22 protein-coding genes are annotated in these 23,025 nt (G+C 36.3%); 7 read left to right on the plus strand and 15 right to left on the minus strand.

The window, feature by feature from the left end:
• Positions 1 to 193: 193 nt before the first annotated feature.
• Positions 194 to 868 carry a tRNA (guanosine(37)-N1)-methyltransferase TrmD gene (trmD, locus tag OMO38_RS08450; protein ID WP_264749762.1) on the minus strand — a complete coding sequence of 225 codons (675 nt, stop codon included), beginning with the start codon at positions 866 to 868 and terminating at the stop codon, positions 194 to 196.
• Positions 865 to 2,127, minus strand: coding sequence for an NAD(P)/FAD-dependent oxidoreductase (locus OMO38_RS08455; RefSeq protein ID WP_264749763.1), 1,263 nt, complete (start codon positions 2,125 to 2,127; stop codon positions 865 to 867). Before OMO38_RS08455 ends, trmD begins: the two co-directional genes overlap by 4 nt.
• Before the next feature lie 64 nt (positions 2,128 to 2,191).
• On the opposite strand from OMO38_RS08455, the gene OMO38_RS08460 reads away from it, so the two are divergent.
• Positions 2,192 to 3,055 (plus strand): GH25 family lysozyme, encoded by an 864-nt coding sequence (locus OMO38_RS08460; RefSeq protein ID WP_264749764.1) that lies wholly within the window; start codon positions 2,192 to 2,194, stop codon positions 3,053 to 3,055.
• Here OMO38_RS08460 and OMO38_RS08465 read toward each other — a convergent pair whose 3' ends face one another.
• The 5 genes from OMO38_RS08465 to OMO38_RS08485 all read right to left on the minus strand — a co-directional run bounded on the left by OMO38_RS08465 (position 3,056) and on the right by OMO38_RS08485 (position 7,233).
• Complete coding sequence (locus tag OMO38_RS08465; protein ID WP_264749765.1) at positions 3,056 to 4,699, minus strand: alpha/beta fold hydrolase; 1,644 nt, start codon at positions 4,697 to 4,699, stop codon at positions 3,056 to 3,058.
• A 126-nt stretch (positions 4,700 to 4,825) separates the two neighbouring features.
• Positions 4,826 to 5,926 carry a peptidogalycan biosysnthesis protein gene (locus OMO38_RS08470; RefSeq protein WP_264749766.1) on the minus strand — a complete coding sequence of 367 codons (1,101 nt, stop codon included), beginning with the start codon at positions 5,924 to 5,926 and terminating at the stop codon, positions 4,826 to 4,828.
• 73 nt (positions 5,927 to 5,999) lie between these two features.
• The gene (locus OMO38_RS08475) at positions 6,000 to 6,518 is read right to left on the minus strand and encodes a DUF1761 domain-containing protein (RefSeq protein WP_319804226.1); all 519 of its coding nucleotides are present in this window, start codon (positions 6,516 to 6,518) and stop codon (positions 6,000 to 6,002) included.
• An 81-nt stretch (positions 6,519 to 6,599) separates the two neighbouring features.
• Positions 6,600 to 6,908, minus strand: a complete 309-nt coding sequence (locus OMO38_RS08480; RefSeq protein WP_264749767.1) for a hypothetical protein — start codon at positions 6,906 to 6,908, stop codon at positions 6,600 to 6,602.
• Positions 6,909 to 6,966: 58 nt separating this feature from the next.
• A complete protein-coding gene (locus OMO38_RS08485; protein ID WP_264749768.1) occupies positions 6,967 to 7,233 on the minus strand; it encodes a hypothetical protein in 267 nt (88 codons plus the stop codon).
• Positions 7,234 to 7,300: 67 nt separating this feature from the next.
• Between OMO38_RS08485 and OMO38_RS08490 the strand changes: the two genes are divergently transcribed.
• A complete protein-coding gene (locus OMO38_RS08490; protein WP_264749769.1) occupies positions 7,301 to 9,199 on the plus strand; it encodes an ABC-F family ATP-binding cassette domain-containing protein in 1,899 nt (632 codons plus the stop codon).
• A gap of 70 nt (positions 9,200 to 9,269) precedes the next feature.
• Here the strand turns inward: OMO38_RS08490 and OMO38_RS08495 are convergent, their stop codons facing one another.
• Together OMO38_RS08495 and OMO38_RS08500 are read right to left on the minus strand one after the other, a co-directional pair.
• Positions 9,270 to 9,428 carry a hypothetical protein gene (locus tag OMO38_RS08495; RefSeq protein ID WP_264749770.1) on the minus strand — a complete coding sequence of 53 codons (159 nt, stop codon included), beginning with the start codon at positions 9,426 to 9,428 and terminating at the stop codon, positions 9,270 to 9,272.
• Between the two features lie 4 nt (positions 9,429 to 9,432).
• Positions 9,433 to 10,491, minus strand: a complete 1,059-nt coding sequence (locus OMO38_RS08500) for a Gfo/Idh/MocA family oxidoreductase (RefSeq protein ID WP_264749771.1) — start codon at positions 10,489 to 10,491, stop codon at positions 9,433 to 9,435.
• Between the two features lie 185 nt (positions 10,492 to 10,676).
• Here OMO38_RS08500 and OMO38_RS08505 point away from each other — a divergent pair, with 185 nt between their 5' ends.
• The 3 genes from OMO38_RS08505 (at position 10,677) to OMO38_RS08515 (ending at position 14,320) form a co-directional block, all read left to right on the plus strand.
• Positions 10,677 to 12,953, plus strand: coding sequence for a TonB-dependent siderophore receptor (locus tag OMO38_RS08505; RefSeq protein WP_264749772.1), 2,277 nt, complete (start codon positions 10,677 to 10,679; stop codon positions 12,951 to 12,953).
• 99 nt (positions 12,954 to 13,052) lie between these two features.
• Positions 13,053 to 13,568, plus strand: a complete 516-nt coding sequence (locus OMO38_RS08510) for a hypothetical protein (RefSeq protein ID WP_264749773.1) — start codon at positions 13,053 to 13,055, stop codon at positions 13,566 to 13,568.
• A 161-nt stretch (positions 13,569 to 13,729) separates the two neighbouring features.
• Positions 13,730 to 14,320, plus strand: coding sequence for a hypothetical protein (locus OMO38_RS08515; protein ID WP_264749774.1), 591 nt, complete (start codon positions 13,730 to 13,732; stop codon positions 14,318 to 14,320).
• Positions 14,321 to 14,425: 105 nt separating this feature from the next.
• Here OMO38_RS08515 and OMO38_RS08520 read toward each other — a convergent pair whose 3' ends face one another.
• Positions 14,426 to 15,061: a peroxiredoxin gene (locus tag OMO38_RS08520; protein ID WP_264749775.1), complete on the minus strand. Its 636-nt coding sequence runs from the start codon at positions 15,059 to 15,061 to the stop codon at positions 14,426 to 14,428.
• 97 nt (positions 15,062 to 15,158) lie between these two features.
• On the opposite strand from OMO38_RS08520, the gene OMO38_RS08525 reads away from it, so the two are divergent.
• Complete coding sequence (locus OMO38_RS08525; RefSeq protein ID WP_264749776.1) at positions 15,159 to 16,043, plus strand: mechanosensitive ion channel family protein; 885 nt, start codon at positions 15,159 to 15,161, stop codon at positions 16,041 to 16,043.
• A 251-nt stretch (positions 16,044 to 16,294) separates the two neighbouring features.
• Here OMO38_RS08525 and gap read toward each other — a convergent pair whose 3' ends face one another.
• From gap to OMO38_RS08550, 5 genes are all read right to left on the minus strand, one after another.
• A complete protein-coding gene (gene gap, locus OMO38_RS08530) occupies positions 16,295 to 17,305 on the minus strand; it encodes a type I glyceraldehyde-3-phosphate dehydrogenase (RefSeq protein WP_264749777.1) in 1,011 nt (336 codons plus the stop codon).
• Positions 17,306 to 17,337: 32 nt separating this feature from the next.
• Positions 17,338 to 18,324: a 6-phosphofructokinase gene (gene pfkA, locus OMO38_RS08535; protein ID WP_264749778.1), complete on the minus strand. Its 987-nt coding sequence runs from the start codon at positions 18,322 to 18,324 to the stop codon at positions 17,338 to 17,340.
• Positions 18,325 to 18,620: 296 nt separating this feature from the next.
• A complete protein-coding gene (locus OMO38_RS08540; RefSeq protein WP_264749779.1) occupies positions 18,621 to 19,379 on the minus strand; it encodes a TIGR03915 family putative DNA repair protein in 759 nt (252 codons plus the stop codon).
• Positions 19,380 to 19,584: 205 nt separating this feature from the next.
• Positions 19,585 to 20,022 (minus strand): hypothetical protein, encoded by a 438-nt coding sequence (locus OMO38_RS08545; protein ID WP_264749780.1) that lies wholly within the window; start codon positions 20,020 to 20,022, stop codon positions 19,585 to 19,587.
• Between the two features lie 2 nt (positions 20,023 to 20,024).
• Positions 20,025 to 21,284 carry a putative DNA modification/repair radical SAM protein gene (locus tag OMO38_RS08550; protein WP_264749781.1) on the minus strand — a complete coding sequence of 420 codons (1,260 nt, stop codon included), beginning with the start codon at positions 21,282 to 21,284 and terminating at the stop codon, positions 20,025 to 20,027.
• A gap of 338 nt (positions 21,285 to 21,622) precedes the next feature.
• Between OMO38_RS08550 and OMO38_RS08555 the strand changes: the two genes are divergently transcribed.
• A complete protein-coding gene (locus OMO38_RS08555; protein ID WP_264749782.1) occupies positions 21,623 to 22,951 on the plus strand; it encodes a hydroxymethylglutaryl-CoA reductase, degradative in 1,329 nt (442 codons plus the stop codon).
• The last annotated feature ends 74 nt before the right edge of the window (positions 22,952 to 23,025 follow it).

Raw genomic sequence — 23,025 nt, forward strand, 5'->3', positions numbered from 1 at the left:
ATTAAATTTTCACAGAAAAGGCGAAAAATTTAACATAATCGTAAGGTTGTCAATTTATTTCAGTGAAAATTTTAATGAAAATGAATTTATATTCATAAATACAAGCCATTCACACACTTTATTAGGATAATATTATTTTTTTGTAATCGATTACACGAAATTTTTTTTAACTGAAATATCCCGGAAAAAGAATTTATTCAAGCAAATCCGGTCTTTTCTCCTGAGTTATTCTTACGGCTTCTTCATGTCTCCACTCTTCAATTTTAGCAAAATTTCCACTCAAAAGAATTTTCGGAACATCTAAACCTTTGTAAGATTCCGGTCTGGTATAAATGGGAGGTGATAACAGATCATCCTGAAAACTATCCGTCAAAGCGCTCTGTTCATCATTCAAAACCCCTGGAACCAGGCGGATAATAGAATCTGCCAAAACACAGGCAGCCAGTTCACCACCAGTCAGTACAAAATCACCAATTGAGATTTCTTTAGTGATATGAAGATCGCGAACTCTCTGATCAATACCTTTATAATGACCGCAGAGGAAAATCAGATTATTCTTAATTGAAAGCGTGTTCGATATTTTTTGATTTAATGTTTCTCCGTCGGGAGTTAAATAGATGATTTCATCATAATCTCTCTGAGATTTCAGTTCAGAAATACATTTATCTAAAGGCTCAATCATCATTACCATTCCGGCGCCACCGCCGTAAGGCTCATCATCAATCTGTCTGTGTTTATTGATCGACCAGTCTCTCAACTGATGGAAATGCACTTCTACCAAACCTTTATCAACTGCTCTCTTCAAAATAGAAGTTCTGAACGGACTTTCCATCAATTCTGGAAGTACGCTTATTATATCAATTCTCATTGCTGCGTATTATTTTTCTTACTTGGCGAAATGATCAGACGTAGGGAAGAATCTTTGTTAAAATAACTCCACATCCAGTTAAAAAATATCGCCAATTTATTTCGAACGCTCAAAATAAGCATTAAATGTAAAAACATCCAAAAATACCAGGCTAAAAATCCCTGAAATTTAACAAAAGGCAAATCTACAACAGCTCTGTGCTTTCCGATTGTTGCTAATGAGCCTTGATCTTTATACTCATATTCTACCCAGTCGGCTGCATTTTTTCTGAGAAAGTTCTTCCCTAAATTTTTTGCCTGATTGATCGCTACATTGGCTACCTGTGGATGTCCCTGCGGATATTTAGGAGTTTCCATGTATGAAATATCACCTAATGCGTAGATATTTTCATACCCCTTAATTTTATTAAAACGGTCTACGATGTATCGGTTTCTGACCAGTTTTTCTGTAGGGAAACCATCGATCACATTTCCTACAACTCCGGCTGCCCAGATGACATTATTGGAAGGAATCTGTTTTCCGCTTTTCAGGATTACTCGGTCTCCGTCGTACTCAGTAACAACTTCACCGCTCATAAAATTAACACCAAGTTCTTTCAGATATTTTTCAGACTGCTGCTGTGCTTCAGTGCTCATCACTGCTAACGGCTTTTCTGTAGAACTTACCAGAATAATTTTAAGATTATTGAAATTCATGTATGGATAATCGCGGGGAAGAATATCTTTTTTCATTTCAGAAAAAGCTCCTGCCAGCTCCACTCCTGTCGGTCCGCTACCTACAATTACAATATTCCAGTTTCCGTCGTCGCTGCGGCTTTTTTCAAGAATTAATTTTTCAAAAGTCATCAGAACATGATTTCGGATTCCGATGGCTTCCTGAGTGTTTTTCATCCCAAAAGCTTTGCCCTCCATTTCCTTATTACCAAAGAAATTGGTTTTGCAGCCTGTGGCGATAATCAGTTTATCGTAAGTGAATTCGGCACCATCAGTTATCACTTTATTTTGAGAGGGAATAATCTCTTTTACCTCAGTCAGACGAAACTGCGTATTTCTGGATTCCTGAAAGATCTTACGGAAAGGAAATGAAATATTGGAAGGCTCTATCCTACCACATGCCACCTGATAAAACAGCGGCTGGAACATGTGATGATTCACCTTGTCGAGAACAATTACTTTTTTATTTTTATTATTTAATGTTTTCGCAAGCTGTAGCCCCGCAAAACCTCCTCCGATGATGATGATCTTTTCGCGTGTTTCCATAGTAACAAATTTACTTATTTTATTTAGTATTTTATGGCTTAAAAAGTTAGTTTTGCAAAACTTTATGAGCCCTAAAAAGTATACCAAAAAAACTGCCAAAAGAGTGCATAAAAACCGTCGGAAGAGCTATTTCTTCCGTCGTAAAATTCTTTTGTTCATCATGATTATTGCATTGTTCGGAACAGGATTATACCTCAAGCAGTCAATAAGTTACTATTATGCTCTTTACTTTAATAAATTCACTCACAAAAAGCTTCACAACAGCGAAAAAGAAAGTGTAAGAATACAGAAAATTCTCAGCGATAATCTTGATAAAACGTATGGTTTCGACATCTCTCATTACCAAAACCGCGAAGATATAAAATGGGACAGTTTGAGTATCGGCAACAAAACTATTCCGTTAGAGTTTGTGGTAATGCGGGCAACAATGGGGAATCGCAGTGCCGATAAACATTTTGATGAGTTTTGGCAACAGGCGCAGAAGCACAAGCTTATCCGTGGAGCTTATCACTTTTACAGAGCTGATGAAGATCCTGTGATTCAGGCAAACAATTTTCTTGAAAATGTAAAACTCGAAAGTGGTGACCTTCCGCCAATTTTAGATATTGAAAAAATCCCGAGAAGGAAATCAAATAAAAAACTTGTAGAAGATCTGAAAGTCTGGTGCAAAATTGTAGAAGAAACCTACGGTGAGAAACCCATTATCTACACCTATTATCACTACTACAAAGATTTTCTGAAAGGAGAGTTTGATGATTACCCGTTGTGGTTAGCCAATTATAATGACGTGCCTACTCCATCACCTGATGACCACTGGGATTTCTGGCAGTTCAGCGAAAACGGAATCGTTCATGGCATCAACACAAAAGTTGATTTGGATGTTTATAATGGCGGCGTCTGGTCTTTGAAGCGGTTGACTATAGACTGATTACTTCTTCAGAAATTCAATCAAATCTTTATTAAGCTCATCTGCATTTTCAAAAGGAATCATATGGGTGGCATCTTTGTAAATTTTCAGCTTTGCATTAGGAATTTGCGTTGCCAATATTTTAGAATGTTCAGGTTTGATCACATCTTTTTCTCCGGCGATTACCAAAACTTCAGACTCAATTTTGTTTAAATCTTTATTGGAAATATTCGGCTCCTTAAGCATCAATTGAAGCAGTCTCAATTCATTGAATTTTTCCGGTTTATTTTCAAACTGCATTGCTTTCAGACTTAATTTGAATTTACTTACCAATTCGTCATCTACCCCGTCTACAGAAGCGTTGGCTCCAATAGTGATTAATTTATTTAAATTTTCCGGATATTTCAGTGCAAACTCCAATCCGGTATTTCCACCGTCGCTCCAGCCCGCGATATTTACTTTTTTCAGTCCCAAATTATCCAACAAAGCTTTCATATCATCCGCGAAAATTTTATAATTAAATTCCTTCTGAGTCTTATCAATGCTTTTCCCCTGCGCTCTGGTGTCGACGACAATTACTTTAAAATACTTCGAAAGCTCAGGAATCTGCTGGTAAAAATCTCTGATACTGCCAGAATTGCCATGGAGTAAAAGTAAAGGCTCACCTTCTCCATAAATTTCATAATATAAATCGGCATCTTTCAGTTTTAAAACTTTACCTGAAGATTCGTTTTTCCCATAAACAGACTGTTCGGCTTCCATATGATATTTGCTTACATCGTAAAAAAGATCTGACAGATTATTATCCGTCCCGTTCTCGTCCTGAATTTCATTTTTCCCATTTTTATCGACTTTCACATCAATATTAATGGCCGGCGCTGCAATCTTCATTTTCTCCCAGTCACCATAGAATTTCCTCAGATAACCAGTTCTGAAAAGTGCAGCACTGATATTCAGCTTCCCCTCAAATTCCTTCAAAAACTGAATTCCGACAAAAAATCTACCCTGAACCCAAATATTTTTATCATTCACATCTAAAGTAAATGTATCATCTACAATTTTATCTTTTGTCAGCTCGACGGTTATTTCTTCATCAAGGATACTTTCTCCAGGCAGGCCGTTCTTCTCTTTATAAATTGTATAACGCATGATAACCGGGCGGTCTGCGGTGATGTTTGCGATATTCAGGTGAATATTTTTGATCTTTGATTTTTTACTGGCTTTAAATTCTAAAGCAGTTTCACCAAGGAAATCTTTGCTGAACATAGGATTTACTGAATACATAACACTTTTCGTTTTCGTATTCACTCCCCAGTTTTTATCAACTAATTTTTTAGGTGTAATCTTTACCTCCTGAATATTTTTGAATTTCTCTTTTAAAAAGATGTTTGTGTCACTCTTTTTCAGGAAGTTCTGAACGGATTCCGTGTATGACTCGTAACCTGCAACATCTATTTTCAGCTTCGCTGTCGGATTCACATTGGAAAGATCTATTGAAAATTTTCCTTTATCGTCACTGATGATTCCGATATTTTCTTTTTCAACACCCACTTTCACATAAGGAATTGGCGTGTTTTCTTCTCTGGACAGAACAGTTCCGGAAATTACCTGCGCATACGGGAAAAATGCAGTTAGTAACAGAATTAAAACATTGAGTTTTTTCATAATAAAAGTTTGATGCAAAAATCATTAATTGAATATGAAAACCTTCTTAATATCTTATTAAATTTAAAGCTGCTTTAGTTAAAAAATTAAAAAAAAATCACATCAAAGTGATCATTTTGACCGAAATCACTTAAATGGTTTTCTTTGAGTCCATTCTACAACAGGATTTAAAGAAGTGAAAATCTTTTCCATAAACAGATTGATCAGAGAATTATTATGCTTAATTAATCCAAAGATTTCAACCGGTTGTGCGCCGATCGTAGATTTTATTTCCAATGCCGTTCTTCCGAAAATAATTCGGTTAAATTTTTTGTCAATTCCAAATTCCACCATATCCAAAAGCATGTTCAGGTAGATTTGTTTTTCTTTTTGAAGTCCTTTGTCGTACCCTAAAAAATAGGTGTCAATATCTTTACCGTTCAGAATCAGCGTATAAAAACCAATCAGTTTTGCATTCAAATAATATCCGAAAACTTTGAAATTTTCTTTTAAAGATTCCTTCATGCTTTCAAAATGATTTTCGGTGAGAAAAAATGTATTGAAAGGTGCATTCTCTGCAACATTTTGATACAGCAGATTCATTTCTTTCTGATGGTTTTTAATCTGATCAAGATTCATCTCAGATTTTTCAATTCCCACAATTTTCTTCTTTGCAGTCTTGGCTCTGGTTCTGTATTTGGTAGAAAACGCATTCAGATAATCTTCAAAGGTGAGCCAGTTTTCTTTTAACCGTAACATCATATTCGGCTGTACTGAAAATCTGTAAAATGACTGATGATCTTTACCCTGAAAATATTTAACAAAACTTGCCTGGTAATCTTTGTAGATAATAAGTGACGTTTTACCTTCCTGCCTCTGCATATCCTGAACGGCTTCATCCAATAGCGGAATCACCTGACCGATTGTAATTTTTGAAGCATCAAAATAAAATCCGTTTTGACCTGTCAACATATTGTTCCCGAGAATCATTACGTTTTTGCTGAATTTTTTAGCCACAAAATTTTTCACATCACAAAACACTTCGTCTTTCTGGAAAGTTTTGTGCTCGATAAAATTCAGATATTGAAATAAAGCTCCGCCAATAAGTTCATCAGCTGAGAAGAATCCTACATAGAAGCAGTCCATATTTTCGGGAGATGAAGTTTCCAGAGTCTCAAAATATTCTTTAGACAGCATGATATTATGCTGACCAATCACAGCATTCCAGTCACTCGGGATTTCTGACAAAGATTTGAATTTTTTAAAAGTGTAAGACATAAAAAAGGCTACAAATGTAGCCTATATTTTAGATTTCAAATTTTTATTTTGGTGTCACAAGATTAAAGCCGTCGATAGCATACCAACCGCAGATAATTCCACCCATAATGGTGATCGTGATTACCCAGTAACCTGTATTGATAAAAATATATTTCCATGATTTTCTCTCGAACATTGCATTGATCGCAATTAACGGAAAAACAAAGAAAACACTGGTAATAAACGAATGCAGAGCACCGTGACCGAAAGATCTGAACGCAGTTCCGTAGTCATGCATAAACGCAGTATAGGATGGTTTTGCCAACTCAGGATCACCTCCCACCATTCCTACAGCTCCAAACTGATGAATGGTAACCATCTGTAAAAAGAATCCTATGAGAACTGATAAAATGATCGATACTATAAAAACCATTCCCATATTTGCACTTTTCATTTTCTCTTCCGTCAGGCCAGATTCTCTCATCCATGCTTTACCAAAAACTTTCGGATTATACCATACAAATCCTGTAACCAGCGGGATCAATGCAGCAAAAAGTATTGCCAAAAAATTAATTTGTATCATAGTTTGTGTCTTAAAAATTACAGCATAAATCTACATTAAAAAATTTTACAATGACGAAATTTGTGTAAAATTTAAACCATTTTACATTGAAGTAAAAATCTTCTTTAGATAATCAAAAATTTTAAAAATATCCTCGGGGAAAATAACGTAATAGATTATCATTTTGGGAATTACAGAAACTATAGAAAGTAAGATTGCAAAAACAGGCACTAAAGCGTACATAATCCCCGGAAATTTTCGCTTCCAGATGAACTTTTTAATCATCGTATTCCAGATGATTTTCATCCGTTCTTTATCATTCCATAAAATAGCGAAACACAGAATAAAATAAAATGCAAATCTGAAAGTAAAAGCACTTCCCATTGCATTATTCATAAAACTTACGTCCATCAAAACAATGTTTGCCGCTATGGGAATGAAAAAGATAACTCCCAGGATTGCAGTAGATTCAAACAGCAGCAATAGACCTGTTACGATCTGAAGAATGCCAACTGTTGTTTTGAAAGGTTCGTGATCGAAAAGATACCACATCACCTGACAACTGCAAATCTTTTAAAGGCTTACTCATTTCTGCAGCAGAAATTCCAAACTGACCACCGTCTGTAAGTTTACTGTAGCCGTAGTCAATAAACGTGTAAGCCAAAAGAAATCTGGACACTAAAATGAAATAATCCCAATATTTTTCTTTAGGAACCGCACGTAATTTTGCTATCATATTTTTCAGGTTTAAATTTTGTACTTTTGCCGCTCGATTCAATTTTAATCAAAAGCTTCACATTATAATGAATTACGTTTCTGTCGAAAACCTTACCAAATCGTATGGCATCAAAACTTTGTTTAAAAATGTCTCATTTCACATCAACGAAGGTGACAAAATAGCCATCGTTGCCAAAAACGGAAGCGGAAAATCAACTCTTCTGAAGATTTTAATGGGAAAAGAAATTGCAGACAGCGGAACTGTAGTGATCAATAAAGATATTCAGGTTGTTTTGTTTGACCAGGAAATCGATTTTGAATCTGATTTGACGATTGAAGAATTTATGATGACCTTAGATTCTGCACCCATTTTAGCTTTAAAAAAATACCATCACGCACTGCTTTCAGGTGATCCAGACGAGATGGAAACCGCACTCGCTGAAATGGAAATTCATAAAGCATGGGATCTTGAAAATGAGATGAGCCAAATTCTGTCTCAGCTAAAAATCACAGATCTTACCGCAAAAATGGGAATGCTTTCCGGTGGACAGATCAAACGTGTGGCACTGGCAAAACTTTTAACAGAAACAAGAGCCGAACACCGCCACACTCTTCTAATTATGGATGAACCTACCAACCATTTAGATGTGGAAATGGTAGAATGGCTTGAAAGTTACCTGAATAAAGCAAAAATCACCCTTCTTCTCGTAACGCACGACCGTTATTTCCTTGATGCGGTTTGTGGAATTATCTGGGAAATGGAAGATCAGAATCTCTACGTTCACCAAGGTGCCTACGCTACTTATCTTGAAAATAAGATGATTCGTGAGGACAATATGAACTCTACGATTGACAAAGCTCAGAACCTTTATAGAAAGGAGCTGGAATGGATGCGAAGACAGCCAAAAGCAAGAACCACCAAATCGAAATCGCGACAGGACGACTTCTACGAAACCGAAAAAGTGGCGAAAACCGATACCCGTAAAGAAAAATTGGAGCTTGACTTTGAAATGAAAAGATTAGGCAACAAAATTCTTGAGCTGAAAGATATTTCTAAAAGTTATGGTGATAAATTGTTGCTGAAAGATTTCAGTTATTCCTTCCAACGTGGTGAAAAAGTAGGAATTGTAGGAAAAAACGGTGCAGGAAAATCTACTTTACTAAATATTATCCAGGGGTTTGAACCGGAAGATTCGGGAGAGATTGAAACCGGTGAAACAATCAAGTTCGGATACTTTTCTCAGAAAGGGTTAAAATATAAAGAAGAAGAACGAGTTATTGATTTCATCAAAGATATTTCAGAGAATTTCCCGCTGGCCAACGGAAGAACGATTACCGCATCGCAGTTTTTAAGATTATTCTTATTTGATGACCAAACGCAGTATTCTCCTATTTCTAAACTTTCAGGAGGTGAAAAAAGAAGACTGCATTTGATGTATATTCTATACCAAAATCCAAACTTTTTGATTTTTGATGAGCCTACGAATGACCTTGACCTTCCTACGTTGACGGTTTTAGAAAATTTCCTTTTAAATTTCCAGGGAAGTTTGATTATTGTTTCTCACGACAGATATTTTATGGACAGAATTGTTGATCATATCCTGGCGTTTGAAGGTGAAGGAAAAATAAAAGATTTCATTGGAAATTTCTCAGAATACAGAGAAAATAAAAAGTTGGAAGACGGAAACCAAAAGAATGAAGATAAAAAGGCAAAAACTGTAGTGGAGAAAGTGGTTGAAAAACCTGTTGTCATCGAAACTCCAAAGATTCAGGCACCAAAAAAGAAATTATCTTTCAAGGAGCAGCGTGAACTGGAAACTATCGAAAAAGAAATTCCTGAGTTTGAGGAAAAAAGAGCAAACATTCTCGAGCAACTGTCTAATGAAGCAGAATATGAGAAAATTGCAAAACTTTCTGCTGAACTCGAAAGCCTTTCTGAAAAACTGGAAAACCACGAAATGAGATGGCTTGAACTTCAGGATTAGTCACACTCAAAAAATATAAAAAGAGCTGTTCAATTGTTGAGCAGCTCTTTTTTTGTCATTTGATAAATGATTATCTGTTTTTAATCATCGTAAAAATGCTGTATAACAGAAACGCAGTTCCTACCAACAGAAATCCGTACCGCAAATACATATTATCGTCGACCAGCGTTAAACCAATCCCAATAAACAGCAAGCCGATTACTGTAAAGCTTGAGCTTCTTTTTTTCATACTCTTAATTTAATTCAACAACTTTACCTTTTCTGGAACTTTCCAGAGCAGCTTCGATGATTTTCATATTTTGAACCACCTCATTTCCGAGTGACGGCAAAGCATATCCGAATACAATATGCTCATAGATCTGCTGGTAATAATTCATATAATTTCCAGGTTCGCTTGACGTCAAATTTCTTTTCGATTCTGAATTTTCATTAAAGTAGATGATAATTCCGTCAGATTCTTTTAAAGGCTGCATCCAGTTTTGTCCATAGGTTGGAATGGCTCCTATAGCTAATTCGTTTTCCTGATCATCTGTTCTTTCCTGCAGAAAACTTCCTTTATCACCGTGAATTTTATACGCAAAATGTTCTTCTTTGGTGAATACAGAAGATTTCAATCTTACTCTTAAATCATCTTTATAGTACAGAAGAATTTCAAAATAGTCATTGGCATATTCTTCCCCTTTCATCGAAAAAACATCTGCAAAAAGTTTCTCGGGAAATCCAAATAACTGCGTTGCCTGATCGACTAAATGCGAACCCAGATCATGAACTGAACCGGAACCATTTTGTTCAGGATTTTCTTTATGTTCTTTCCCGCTGGCTTCTGTACGGAATCGGTCAAAACGGATTTCTACTTCTTTAATCGTTCCCATCTTCCCTTCTGAAATTACCTTTTGAACCTGAAGATAATCACGGTCAAATCTTCTGTTCTGATAAACGCTTAGAAAAAGATTTTTGGTTTCGGCCAACCTTACCAGTTCCTCAGCTTCTGCGACATTTACGGTAAACGGTTTCTCTACGATCACATTTTTGCCGGCATTTAAAGCCATTTTGGTATATTCAAAATGAGTCTGCACAGGAGTATTTACCACTACCACATCAATATCAGCGTCCTGAAACATTTCCTCTACCGACCGGTAAATTGTCGCATCGGGATATTTTTCTTTCGATTCTTCTTTTGACCTTTCTACAATTGCGGACATAAAAAATCCCGGATGTTCTTTTAAAAACGGAGCGTGAAAAATCTTTCCACTCATTCCAAAGGCACAGAGACCCACTTTTACCAGTTGCATATTTTTTAATTTTAAACAAATATATTTATAAATAATGTTTTCGGAAATACATTTAATGATCAATAGAATCTGAATACTCTATCCGTATGATAAAAATCACTGATTTTATTTTTAATAATTCTAAATAGAAATAAGCATTTGGTTTACATTTGCCCCATCTAAATTCTATTCCAAAAATCTAAACCATGAAAAGAAGGATTATTTCCCTCGGTCTTATCGCTTTGGCATCATCTCTAAGCGCTCAGTTGAAAAATTCTGAAATTGATACCATCAAAATTCAAACCATAGAAGACGTCAATCTTCACAAGACTGGAAACCCAAACACAGCAAAACCGGCAACGACAAAATCTAATCTTACGGTAATGGAAAATCCACAGGCGATTTCTATTGTTACTCATGAGATTATTGAGCAGCAACAGGCAAAACAACTGAGTGATGTTCTTCAAAACGTAAACGGAGTATATCTAACTTCTTCCAGAGGAGGTTCGCAGGACAGCTTCGGAGGGCGTGGTTTTATTTTCGGAAACGATAATATCTTTAAAAACGGAGCCAGAGTGAACAGCGGAGTTTTCCCGGAAGTGAGCGGACTTGAAAGAGTGGAAGTTCTGAAAGGAGCAACTGCAATGCTGTACGGAAATGCTGCAGCCGGCGGCATCATCAATTTGGTTACCAAAAAACCTAAATTCAATTTTGGTGGTATGGTCGGCTTAAATGCAGGAAGCTGGAATTCTTATAAACCAACGGTTGACATTTATGGACCTGTTTCTAAAAACGTTGCCTTCAGAATAAATGGTGCGTATGAATATGCGGAAAGCTTCAGAGATGTTGTAAAGTCTACAAAATACTATTTCAATCCTTCATTTTTATTTAATTTAGGCGAAAAATCACAGTTGATTATTGAGGCTGATTACCTTAAAAATGACCTGACTCCAGACTTCGGAATTGGATCAATCACTGAGAGAGATCAAAGCTACAAACTGATTGACTGGCTGCCTAGAAATACTTTTTTTGGGACCGACTGGCAATATCAAAATGTACAGCAGGCATCAACCAACGTAACATTCAATCATCAGATCAATGACAAATGGACATTGAATGCTTCTGCATCTTATCAAAATTATACAAAAGATTATTTCTCAACAGAAAGAGTACAGTGGGCTTATGCCTCTCCCACAGCGACAAGCTTATCCTGGAATACTCCCTTAAATAAAACTTATAACGAACAGAACTATGGTTCTGCACAGGTCAACGTGAATGGAGATTTCAATACAGGAAAGATCAACCATAAAGTACTGATTGGTACCGATGCAGACTACGGACAATCCGATGCGAACGCTTACACTTTGATCCAGGCTCCAACAAACATCTTATATTTGGATGACCCGAGCTCTTGGGACAATGGAAGCTTAGCAATGCCTGATTCTAATTTGAATACGAAAACAAGAACAACAGCGAGACGAGTGGGTGTTTATGCTCAGGATTTTATAAGTTTAACCAAGGAATTCAAGGTACTTGCAGGACTCCGTTGGTCATATATTGAAAACATGCCAAGTTATTTAACCCGTTTTGCCACAAATGTAAAAACTGAAGTGGCAAATTCGGCGACATCAGACAATGCTTTTTCTCCAAAAGTAGGTTTCGTTTATATGCCTAATGATAGTTTTTCAGCATTTGCAACCTATACCAACTCATTTGCGACCAATGCAGGATATATTTCTGATGAAGTTAATAATTTAAATACTTCAGGAAATCTGCAGACCGTACAAGGAAGAGTTGCAATCTTGCCTAAACAGGGAATAAAACCTACCACTGTGGATCAGTACGAAGTTGGAGTGAAGAAAAACATCTGGAACAATGCCTTAGCAGTTAATGTTACGCTGTATCAGATTCTATATCATAACTTTTACCAGAATTTCTTCTATACCGATGCTTCAGGAACAGTGCAGACACCAGACACCAATTTAAAAGAGTTCGCAGGAAAAATGAGAAGCCGTGGTGCAGAGGTAGATATTACCGGAAATCCTACTGAAAACATTTCGATCATTGGCGGTTTTTCTTACAACAACTCTGTATATCTAGACACGCCGGAAAAAGGATTTGTAGAGAAACAAAGGTTGGTGCGCACGCCAGCTACAACGGCCAACGCATCTGTATTTTATAAATTCACCAACTATGTTCCTGGTCTGAAAGCCGGTATCGGAGTATATTATATCGGCGACAGAATTGCAGGTTGGAATGACTCGAAGTCTACAAATATCACCAGAAAAGAGGTTAGCAGAATGATGGATCTCAAAGATTACACCACTGTTTCATTATCTGTAGGATATGACTGGAAGAAATTCTCATTACAGGGGAAAGTAGGGAATTTATTTGATGTGGTCAACTATAATGTACACGAAAACTATTCGGTGAACCCTATTACCCCAAGAAACTACTATTTTACATTAATATACAGACTCTAAGATTTAGAATTTTATAATACGATAAATTTCTATAATCAAAGTGGAAGTTGCATTTTTGCAGCTTCCACTTTTGAAATTAAAAAAAATGACCCAATAGATATGGACAAAATTAAGGATACAAGAAGTTTCATGAGAATCACCCACCGGTATTTAGGATTTTTCATGGCGGGAATAATGGCGGTTTATGCCTTAAGCGGAATTCTTCTGATTTACAGAGATACAGATTTTCTAAAAAAGGAAAAGCTATATGATAAGATGATCGCCAAAAATCTCTCTGAAAAAAACCTGGAGAAGGAACTGAAAATTAAAAACTTTGAGGTCAAAAAAACAGAGAAAGATATTGTTTACTTTAAAGAAGGAACTTACAATTCAAACACCGGACAGGCAAAATATTCAAAGATGGAACTGCCGGTTGTTCTGGATAAGATGGCAAAACTTCACAAGGCAAAATCTGCAGACACTCTATCTCCACTTAATGCATTTTTTGGAATCTGTCTGTTTTTCTTTGTGATATCGAGCTTTTGGATGTTTAATACTAAAAGCAAGCCTTTCAAACGGGGAGTAAAATTTGCAATTGCAGGACTTATTGTATCTATTATTTTACTGTTTATTTAAATTATAGATTTCTGATAATTTTAGTTAAAATTTTAATATTTAATCTTAACGTATTTAGATGACATGCACACGTAAATATGCATTATGAGGCTTTGTGGCACATTTATTGAATTGAACTGCATATCAAAATAATTAACATTAACTTATTAAAATTATAAATTATGAAAAAGCTAATTTTTACAGGAATATTAGCTGTTGCAGGATTGACAGCTACAGCAAACGCACAAATTCAAGAAGGAAACTGGATGGTTGGTAGTAGCTTACTTTCTAGCAATTTTGGTTTGAATACAGGAGCGGGTTACGATATTAAACTACAGCCTAGAGCAGCATATTTTATTAAAGATAACGTTGCATTAGGAGGTTACGTTACTTTAGGATTTTCTAAGCCTGGAGCTGGAGCATCAACACAGTTTGATTACGGAGTTGGAGCTTTAGGACGTTACTTTGTTTCACCAGGTGAAAAAGGTATTGACAACGTATTAAACCACGGTAGATTCTTCTTAGAAGGTAACTTAGGTGTAGGAGGTTTCAATGTTGAAAACGGAATTTCTACAACAGGTCTTGATTTCGGTGTAGGTCCAGGTTATTCTTACTTCATCACTCCAAACATCGGTGTTGAAGGTTTAGTAAAATACAATGGAGTAACAGGATTCGGAAATGAAGGTTTGACTTCTAGAATCAGCTTCAACGTTGGTTTCAGTATTTACTTACCAACCTCTAAAGCAAAAGCAATTGCTAACGATGTGAAATAATTTGATATTTCATACAACATACAAAAGCGGCTCGGAAAAATTTCCGAGCCGCTTTTTCAAATTAAAACTAAACTATATATAATAAATAAAAAATCTAAGCCTCTGTTATTGGTTGGGTTGCGGAGTAAAACGCAGGTAAGGTTTGATCTCTGTAACTCCTTTAGGGAAAATATTCTTTGCCTCTTCAGTTGAGATAGAAGGCGGGATAATCACATCATCACCATCATACCAGTTCGCGGGCGTTGCAATTTTGTAAGAATCTACCAGCTGCAAAGAGTCTAAAACTCTAAGAATCTCATTGAAATTTCTTCCTGTAGATGCCGGATAAGTGATAATTAATCTTACCTTCTTCGCAGGATCAATAATCAGTAAAGAACGTACCGTTGCTGTAAGAGAAGCATTTGGATGAATAAAATCGTAGAGCTCTGAAACCTTTCTGTCTCTGTCTGCAATAATCGGGAACTGAACCTCTGTGTTTTGAGTTTCATTGATATCTTTAATCCAGTTTTTATGATCTTCTACTCCATCCACGCTTAGCGCAATTACCTTGGTGTCTCTTCTGTCGAAGTCAGATTTTAGTTTAGCAGTGTAACCCAATTCTGTAGTACAGACCGGAGTGTAATCTGCGGGATGAGAAAACAAAATCCCCCATGAATCCCCAAGATATTCATAAAAATCAATAGTTCCTGCAGTAGATTCTGCCTGAAAGTTGGGTGCGGTATCTCCTAGTTTTATTGACATAATATTCTTTCTTATTAGTCTACAAATTTAATAGACTTTTTGTAACTGGCAAAATTTTTGCTAAATAATTTATTTAAAATTCGAAAAAAAAGTTCTTATGGAATATGGCTTAACGTATGTAGATACCGTTTATAAAGTTTTACAAAATTGGTACATCGCCTTTGCAAAGCTTACTCCAAAGCTTATCGTAGGAGTTCTTGTCTTCACATTTTTCTTATTGACAAGTAAGTATCTCAGTAAACTTGCGGTAAAAATTATGCATAAGCTTTTTCCTAAAAGCAAAAATGAAGGCTCTGTAATCACAATCATTAATGTTTTCAGATTTATCATCATCCTGATGGGAACCTTTATCGCTCTTGAAATAATGGGCTTCAGTGGTTTCCTTTGGAAATTTATCGGAAGTTTGGGAGTTGCCGGGGTGATTGCCGGGGTTGCTTTAAAAGATTTGGTTTCAAGTATATTTTCTGGAATGCTGATTGGAATTGACAAAGCCTTTAAAGTCGGAGATTATATCACAATCGGAAATCATTCAGGAACAGTGCAGGATATTGGTTTTCTGACTACAAAGCTGATTACTGACGACGGGAAAAAGGCGTATATTCCAAATCAGGTAATTTTCAATGCACCTTTCTATAATATTACAGCTTCACCTCAGCGAAGAATCATTTTAGATTTTGAAATTCCGGCGGATGAAGATATTGTGAAGGCACAGGAGAGCATTAATCATGTAATTCTCAGTCAGGAATATATCGACAAACAGGATAAAGTAGACGTTATTTTTACTAGCTTAAAACAGGGAGTTTTTAATCTGCAGGTGAAATTCTGGATGAAAGTTGGAGAAAACTTGGGACATGTAAAAAGTGATATTTTAATGAAAATTAAAAGCAGTCTCGATGAGCAGGGCATTCCGTTAGTAACTCCGACGAGCATTAACATCACCAATACTCAGCCGATCGAGCCACCAAAAGAGAATATTGAATAGCGACATTTGTATTTAAATAACTGCAGAAGACTCAAACAAAGTTTAGCATTCCATTTATCTACCACGAATGCACGAATTTAAGTTTCCTGATTAGATTATTTTAAAATCATTCGTGCATTCGTGGCAAACAATATTTTCACAAATTCTGGCGAATGCAAAACTTTAATTTTAATGAGTCATTCCTACAGAATTCCAGCAAAAAAAAAACCTTCCATCTCTGGAAGGTTTCATTATGTATAGCTGACAGCTTATTATTTTGATAATGTAGAAGCGTGGATCAACATATCAACTAACTTGTTTGAGTAACCCATTTCGTTGTCATACCAAGAAACAAGTTTCACAAAGTTAGGAGAAAGCATAATTCCAGCGTCTTTATCGAAGATTGAAGTTCTCTTGTCTCCGATGAAATCCTGAGAAACTACAGCATCTTCAGTGTATCCAAGGATACCTTTCAATTCACCCTCAGAAGCAGCTTTGATTACAGCACAGATTTCTTCATAAGAAGCACCTTTCTCTAATCTAACTGTTAAATCTACTACAGAAACGTCAACTGTTGGTACTCTGAAAGACATACCTGTCAGTTTTCCGTTCAATGAAGGAATAACTTTTCCTACCGCTTTTGCAGCACCTGTAGAAGAAGGAATAATATTGTTTAATGCAGCTCTACCACCTCTCCAGTCTTTCATTGAAGGACCGTCAACCGTTTTCTGAGTAGCTGTTGTAGCGTGTACAGTAGTCATCAAACCTTCTACGATTCCGAAGTTATCGTGAATTACTTTAGCCAAAGGCGCTAAACAGTTTGTAGTACAAGAAGCGTTTGACAGGATTTTAACATCGTCAGTAAGCTCATTGTGGTTTACACCCATTACAAACATTGGAGTATCATCTTTAGAAGGAGCAGAAAGGATAACTTTTTTTGCACCAGCGTTGATGTGTGCAGCAGCACTTTCTTTATCTAAAAATAAACCGGTAGATTCTACAATGTAATCAGCACCGATCTCGTTCCACTTTAAGTTGTTTGGATCTCTTTCTGCAGTAACTCTGATTTTCTTTCCGTTTACTACAAGATCGTTTCCTTCTACAGAAACTTCTCCCGGGAAAATACCGTGTACAGAATCATACTTTAACATGTAAGCCATGTACTCTGCATTAATAAGGTCATTGATACCAACGACTTCGATGTTGTCTCTTTCAGTCATTGCTCTGAAAACAAGACGACCGATTCTACCAAACCCGTTAATACCTACTTTAATTGTTGACATAATTGTTTTGATTTATTTAATTATATAAAATATTAGATTGCTAAAATTTCTGAAATCAGTAATAAGTCTTTGTTGATCTCATTGTGTTTTTTTATAGCTTCTTCAATAGGCGTGTAAACAATCTCGTTAGATCTCATTCCTGCCATCACATTGTTTTCACCCGTCATCAGTCCGGTGACTGCACCAAAACCTAATCTGCTCGCTAAAACCCGATCTGCACAGCTCGGCGATCCACCACGCTGAATATGTCCCAGAATAGCTACACGGATATCGTACTCCGGAAATTCTTTCTTGGTTTTCTCAGAGAGTTCATAGATATTTGCCAGCTCCTCCCCTTCTGCAACGACTACGATGCTTGAAGATTTCCCTGTCTTTTCTGCCTTTCTGAAGTTAGAAAAAAGGTCTTCGATACTGTCTTTTTTCTCAGGAATCAAAATATCCAGTGCACCGGTTGCCAATCCGCTGTTCAGTGCGATGAAACCTGCATCACGACCCATCACCTCAACAAAGAATACTCTGTTGTGAGAAGTTGCCGTATCACGGATTTTATCAATCGCATCCATTGCGGTGTTCAAAGCCGTATCAAAACCAATGGTGTTATCTGTTCCGAAAATATCGTTATCAATAGTTCCCGGCACACCAATCACCCGAATGCCAAATTCTTCATTGAAAATTTTTGCTCCGGTAAAAGTTCCGTCACCTCCGATACACACCAAACCGTCAATTCCGTATTTAACGCAATTATCATAGGCTCTCTGGCGACCTTCTTTGGTTCTGAATTCTTTGGATCTGGCAGATTTTAGAATAGTTCCACCTTGGTTGATTATATTTTTTACAGAACGAGGTCCCATTTTCAGGAAATCATCATGAATAAGGCCATTGTAGCCTTCTCTCACTCCGTAACATTCGATGTTATAATAATTGGCAGTTCTTACAACCGCTCTTAATGCTGCGTTCATCCCCGGAGAGTCGCCTCCCGAAGTAAGAACTGCAATTTTTTTTACAGCACTTTCTTTCATTTAGTAAAAAATTTCAAACACAAATTTACAAAAACAAGTTCAGATAACGGCAGTATCTTGCCAATACTTTTCATCCTTTGGTATCCTGCTCTTTAAAAGAGCCAAGTAAAAAGTAAAAAGAGCCAAGTGGAGCGGGCAAGTACAAAAAAAGATGATGGAGGATTAAATTACTGACAAGATTGTGCAAATATGATTTCTTCGTAACTGAATTATTTCTTTTACATTTTTAAAAAAATCTGCGGGAATCTGCGGGAAATTCCACTCTTTAAAAAAATCTGCGGGAATCTGCGGGAAATTCATCTCTTCTCCGTCAGATATTTCCAGTATCTTCGCGGAACGTGCTGAAGGTGCAGTTTTAAATTTTTCCTTTCCACAATATTGGTTTTGAAAAAATACCGCTGCCACAGCTTTTGATACTGATTTTCTTCATCATGAAACTTTTCCTGATACTTTTTTAAATCAATTTTCTCATCCGGATAAAAGAAATCGCAGGTTTCCAGATCGTAAAGGAGTCCGTAGTTCCTCCGCAAATCGTAGATCATCCATTTCTGATCCTGATAACGGTCATTAAAATGTTTTCTGATCAAAGGAAGCACATTAAAATCAGGATCGATCTTGGCAAAAAAAACTTCATCCTGCATTTTTTCGAACCGAACGAAAGCCGTCATCCGATGGCGTTCGCGACTTACAGATTTACAGATTTTGGCTATTCTCAAAATATCCGGATCTGCGTAATTCTGCAGAATATTTTCTTTCGGATATTGAATAGACTGTTTTACTGCGGAAAGAATGATTTGCTCTAAATCAGGTTCTTCAGACAAAAAAACTTTTACAAGTTCATGCATCCCGGATTTCCCTATGTTTTCTTCTAATTTATTTAAAACTCTTTCTGATTTTGCTTCCTGAGTAATCACCTCATGAATTTCGGCAAAAATATTCTCCTGATGAAATCTTTCTCTGCTCACAATTTCTACATCTTTATACTTATATTCAAAAACCTCGAATATTGCAGTAAAAAGCCCGTCGAAACTTCCGTCGTAGAGTAAGGTGGTCATTTTTTTAATTTGAAAATAGAAATAATTTGATAATTATAATGACTTTGATGAGTCATTCTTCGGTTTGTCATGCTGAAAGCATCTAGGCAAAGTATAAGAAAAGCAAGTGAAATTCTACGTTAAGATCCTTTCAGGATGACAAACGTTGTGGTTATATTTAGAAATAAGCTTTGTTATTCGTGAAACAGAATCGTGTACTTGATGTTTAATTTAAATTTTTATAACAAATCATTTTTAATTCATCATCGTTCATTTCAATGTCAAACTGTCCAACTTTTTCAATGATTGATTTTATTTGATTTAAATCTTGCACGTCGTTTTCAGAAGTGACAATTTTTGGAAAAACTAAATATTCTATCTCTTTAAATGTCAACCATCCGCCATGAGAATTATGTCCTTCAAAGCCTGCTTCCCAAAAATCATATCCAAATAACGTGTCTTCAGACAAGTATAATTTTCCAACATCAGAGTTTTGCACTTTCTTAAAACCAATCAGCTTGATATAAGCTGCATTATCAATTAAGGCGTTAATCAATTTTACCCATTTTGAATTCGACATTAACTGTTGCGAAAATTTCGTAATAGATTTTTCGATTTCACGATCTGTTTGCAAATCGTCAATTAATGCCTTTTTAATTCTCATAATTAAAACAAAGTCAACTGTTGCGAAAACTGATCCTGAAATTTTGAAGTACTGCCTCCAATCAAAAGTTTTTTTAGATTTAAATCTGTCAAATGTCTCAGGAAGATATTTCCTGCATTAAAGTCAATAAAATATTTAGCTCGGTTTACCGCTGCACCTAGTTTCTGTAAATTTTCAATCGTCAACACCTGAAAACGTCTTGCTGATACAATTTTCTTTGCTGTTTTCACTCCAATTCCCGGAATTCTGAGAATCATCTGATAATCTGCAGACTGAAGATTGACCGGAAATTGATCCAAATGTCTTAAAGCCCAGCTTAATTTGGGATCAACTTCCAAATCCAGAAACGGCATGTGCGGATCTAAAATTTCATCAGCTTTAAAACCATAAAAACGCATCAGCCAATCTGACTGATATAAACGGTTTTCTCTCAGCATCGGAACTGCCGTTGTCAATGCCGGCAATCTGTTGTCCTCCAAAACGGGCACGTAACCGGAATAATAAACTCTTTTTAGACTATAATTTTTATAGAAATGATCTGCTACTTTAATGATCTGCAAATCATTTTCGTTGGATGCACCGACAATCATCTGAGTAGACTGACCAGCCGGAGCAAATTTCGGAACTTTTCTGAAAATCTTCTTCTCTTCTTTATATTGAGTAATACCGCCTTGAATATACTTCATAGGATTTAGCATATCCTGTCGGTTTTTCTCCGGAGCTAATAATTTCAAACCACTTTCTGTCGGGATTTCAATATTGATCGACAGTCGGTCTGCATACAACGCCGCTTCCTGCATCAGAATATCGCTTGCACCGGGAATTGATTTCAAATGAATATATCCGTTAAAATTTTCCTCAAGCCTAAGTTTTTTTGCTACCCGAACTAAGCGTTCCATTGTAGTATCGGCATTTTTGAAAATTCCTGAACTCAAGAATAAACCTTCAATATAATTCCTGCGGTAGAAATTAATAGTCAGATCCACTACTTCTTCTACTGTAAATGCGGCTCTTTTAATATCATTTGAACTTCGCGAAACACAGTAAGCACAATCGTAAATACAGTGATTGGTCAAAAGAACTTTAAGCAGAGAAACACATCGGCCATCTTCGGTATAGGTATGGCAAATTCCGCTTGCAGAGCTGTCTCCTAAAGCGCCTTTTTTATTTTTCCTCGAACCTCCGCTGGACGAACATGACACGTCATACTTCGCAGCATCAGCAAGGATTTCTAACTTTTCTTTTAGACGGTCAAAATTCATAATTCTTTTACTTTTATTAATTTTCGCAACACATAAGTCAGAATCGAATGTTTGAAAAATTTTTAGATTATGTTTCACATAATCTAAATCTTATAATGCGTTCTTTATTTTTATTCGATAGATTGACAAGACTTAAGTATTTAAAAACTTTAATGACTCTGTGGAATACTGCAGTTTTACTATTCAAAAGTAAATCCAAAATTGAGAAATATCACACTTTTTTAAACCAACTTATCCACAATAGGCAGAAACAAATTTACTATATTTACCATCATTAATTTATGCGTGAAATCGTAAACGGTCGTTTTCACATTTCTTTATCAAAAAATAACTTACCTATGAATCATCAACCGGTAGAAGGTTTTTCTAAACTGACCAAGCAGGGAAAAATTGACTGGCTTGTCAATGAATATCTCGAAGGAAACACAGATTACCAAAATATACTCAACCAATATTGGAACGAAAATGCCGATCTTCAGAAACTTCATGACGAGTTTTCTGAAAACACAATTTCCAATTTTTATATGCCTTACGGAATTGCTCCAAACTTCCTGATTGACGGAAAATTATTGGCTTTACCGATGGCAGTTGAAGAAAGTTCTGTAGTGGCAGCAGCTTCCAAGGCAGCAAAATTCTGGATTGATAAAGGTGGCTTTAGAACGACTATAATTAACACCAAAAAATTAGGTCATACACACTTCATTATTGACGTTGAGTCACATAAACTTCAGCATTTTTTTAATTTTAAATTAAAGAAAAAATTATTTGAAGCCACTGAGAGCATCACGGCAAACATGAGAAATCGTGGCGGCGGAATTTTAGAAATAAAACTCGTTGACAAAACTGCTGAAATGCCAAATTATTATCAGCTTAAAGCAAGTTTTGACACCGTAGATTCTATGGGTGCCAATTTCATCAACTCCTGTCTTGAACAGTTTGGTAAAACTCTAAAAGAAGAAATTTCTCTGGAAGAAGATTTCACTCAGGAAGAAAAAGATTCTTTGCAGGTAGTGATGAATATCCTTTCAAATTTCACTCCGGACTGTATCGTAAGAGCGGAAGTTTCCTGCAAAATTGAAGATCTGAAAGATGACAGCGGAATTTCCAACGAAGAATTTGCCAGAAAATTTAAGCAGGCCGTTACGATTGCCGAGATCGAACCTTTCCGTGCAACAACGCACAACAAAGGAATTATGAACGGTGTGGATGCCGTTGTTATTGCCACCGGAAACGATTTCAGAGCAACTGAAGCCTGTGCACACGCGTATGCCGCGAGAGATGGAAAATATTCTTCGCTGACACACTGCACCATCGACAACGGAGTGTTCAGATTTTGGATTGATCTTCCGATTTCTGTCGGCGTTGTAGGAGGTCTGACGAATCTTCATCCTTTGGTAAAATTTTCTCTGGCCTTACTTGGAAAACCATCCGCTCAGGAACTAATGAGTATTCTGGCGGTTTCAGGACTGGCTCAGAATTTTGGAGCGTTGAGATCTTTGGTAACCACAGGAATTCAGAAAGGTCACATGAAAATGCATTTGTTTAATATTTTAAATCAAATGGGAGCAACCGAAGCCGAGAAACAACATTTTGTAACCTATTTTAAAGATAAAACAGTGACGCATCACGAAGTAATTGATGAATTTAACAGATTAAGAGCGCAATAAAATGTTGCAAATCATCTTGCCTATAGTGTTTATTATCTTTGGGATATTTTTAAAAAATACCAGTAATACGGGAT

It is taken from the genome of Chryseobacterium kimseyorum, assembly GCF_025971945.1.
GTDB lineage: Bacteria > Bacteroidota > Bacteroidia > Flavobacteriales > Weeksellaceae > Chryseobacterium > Chryseobacterium kimseyorum.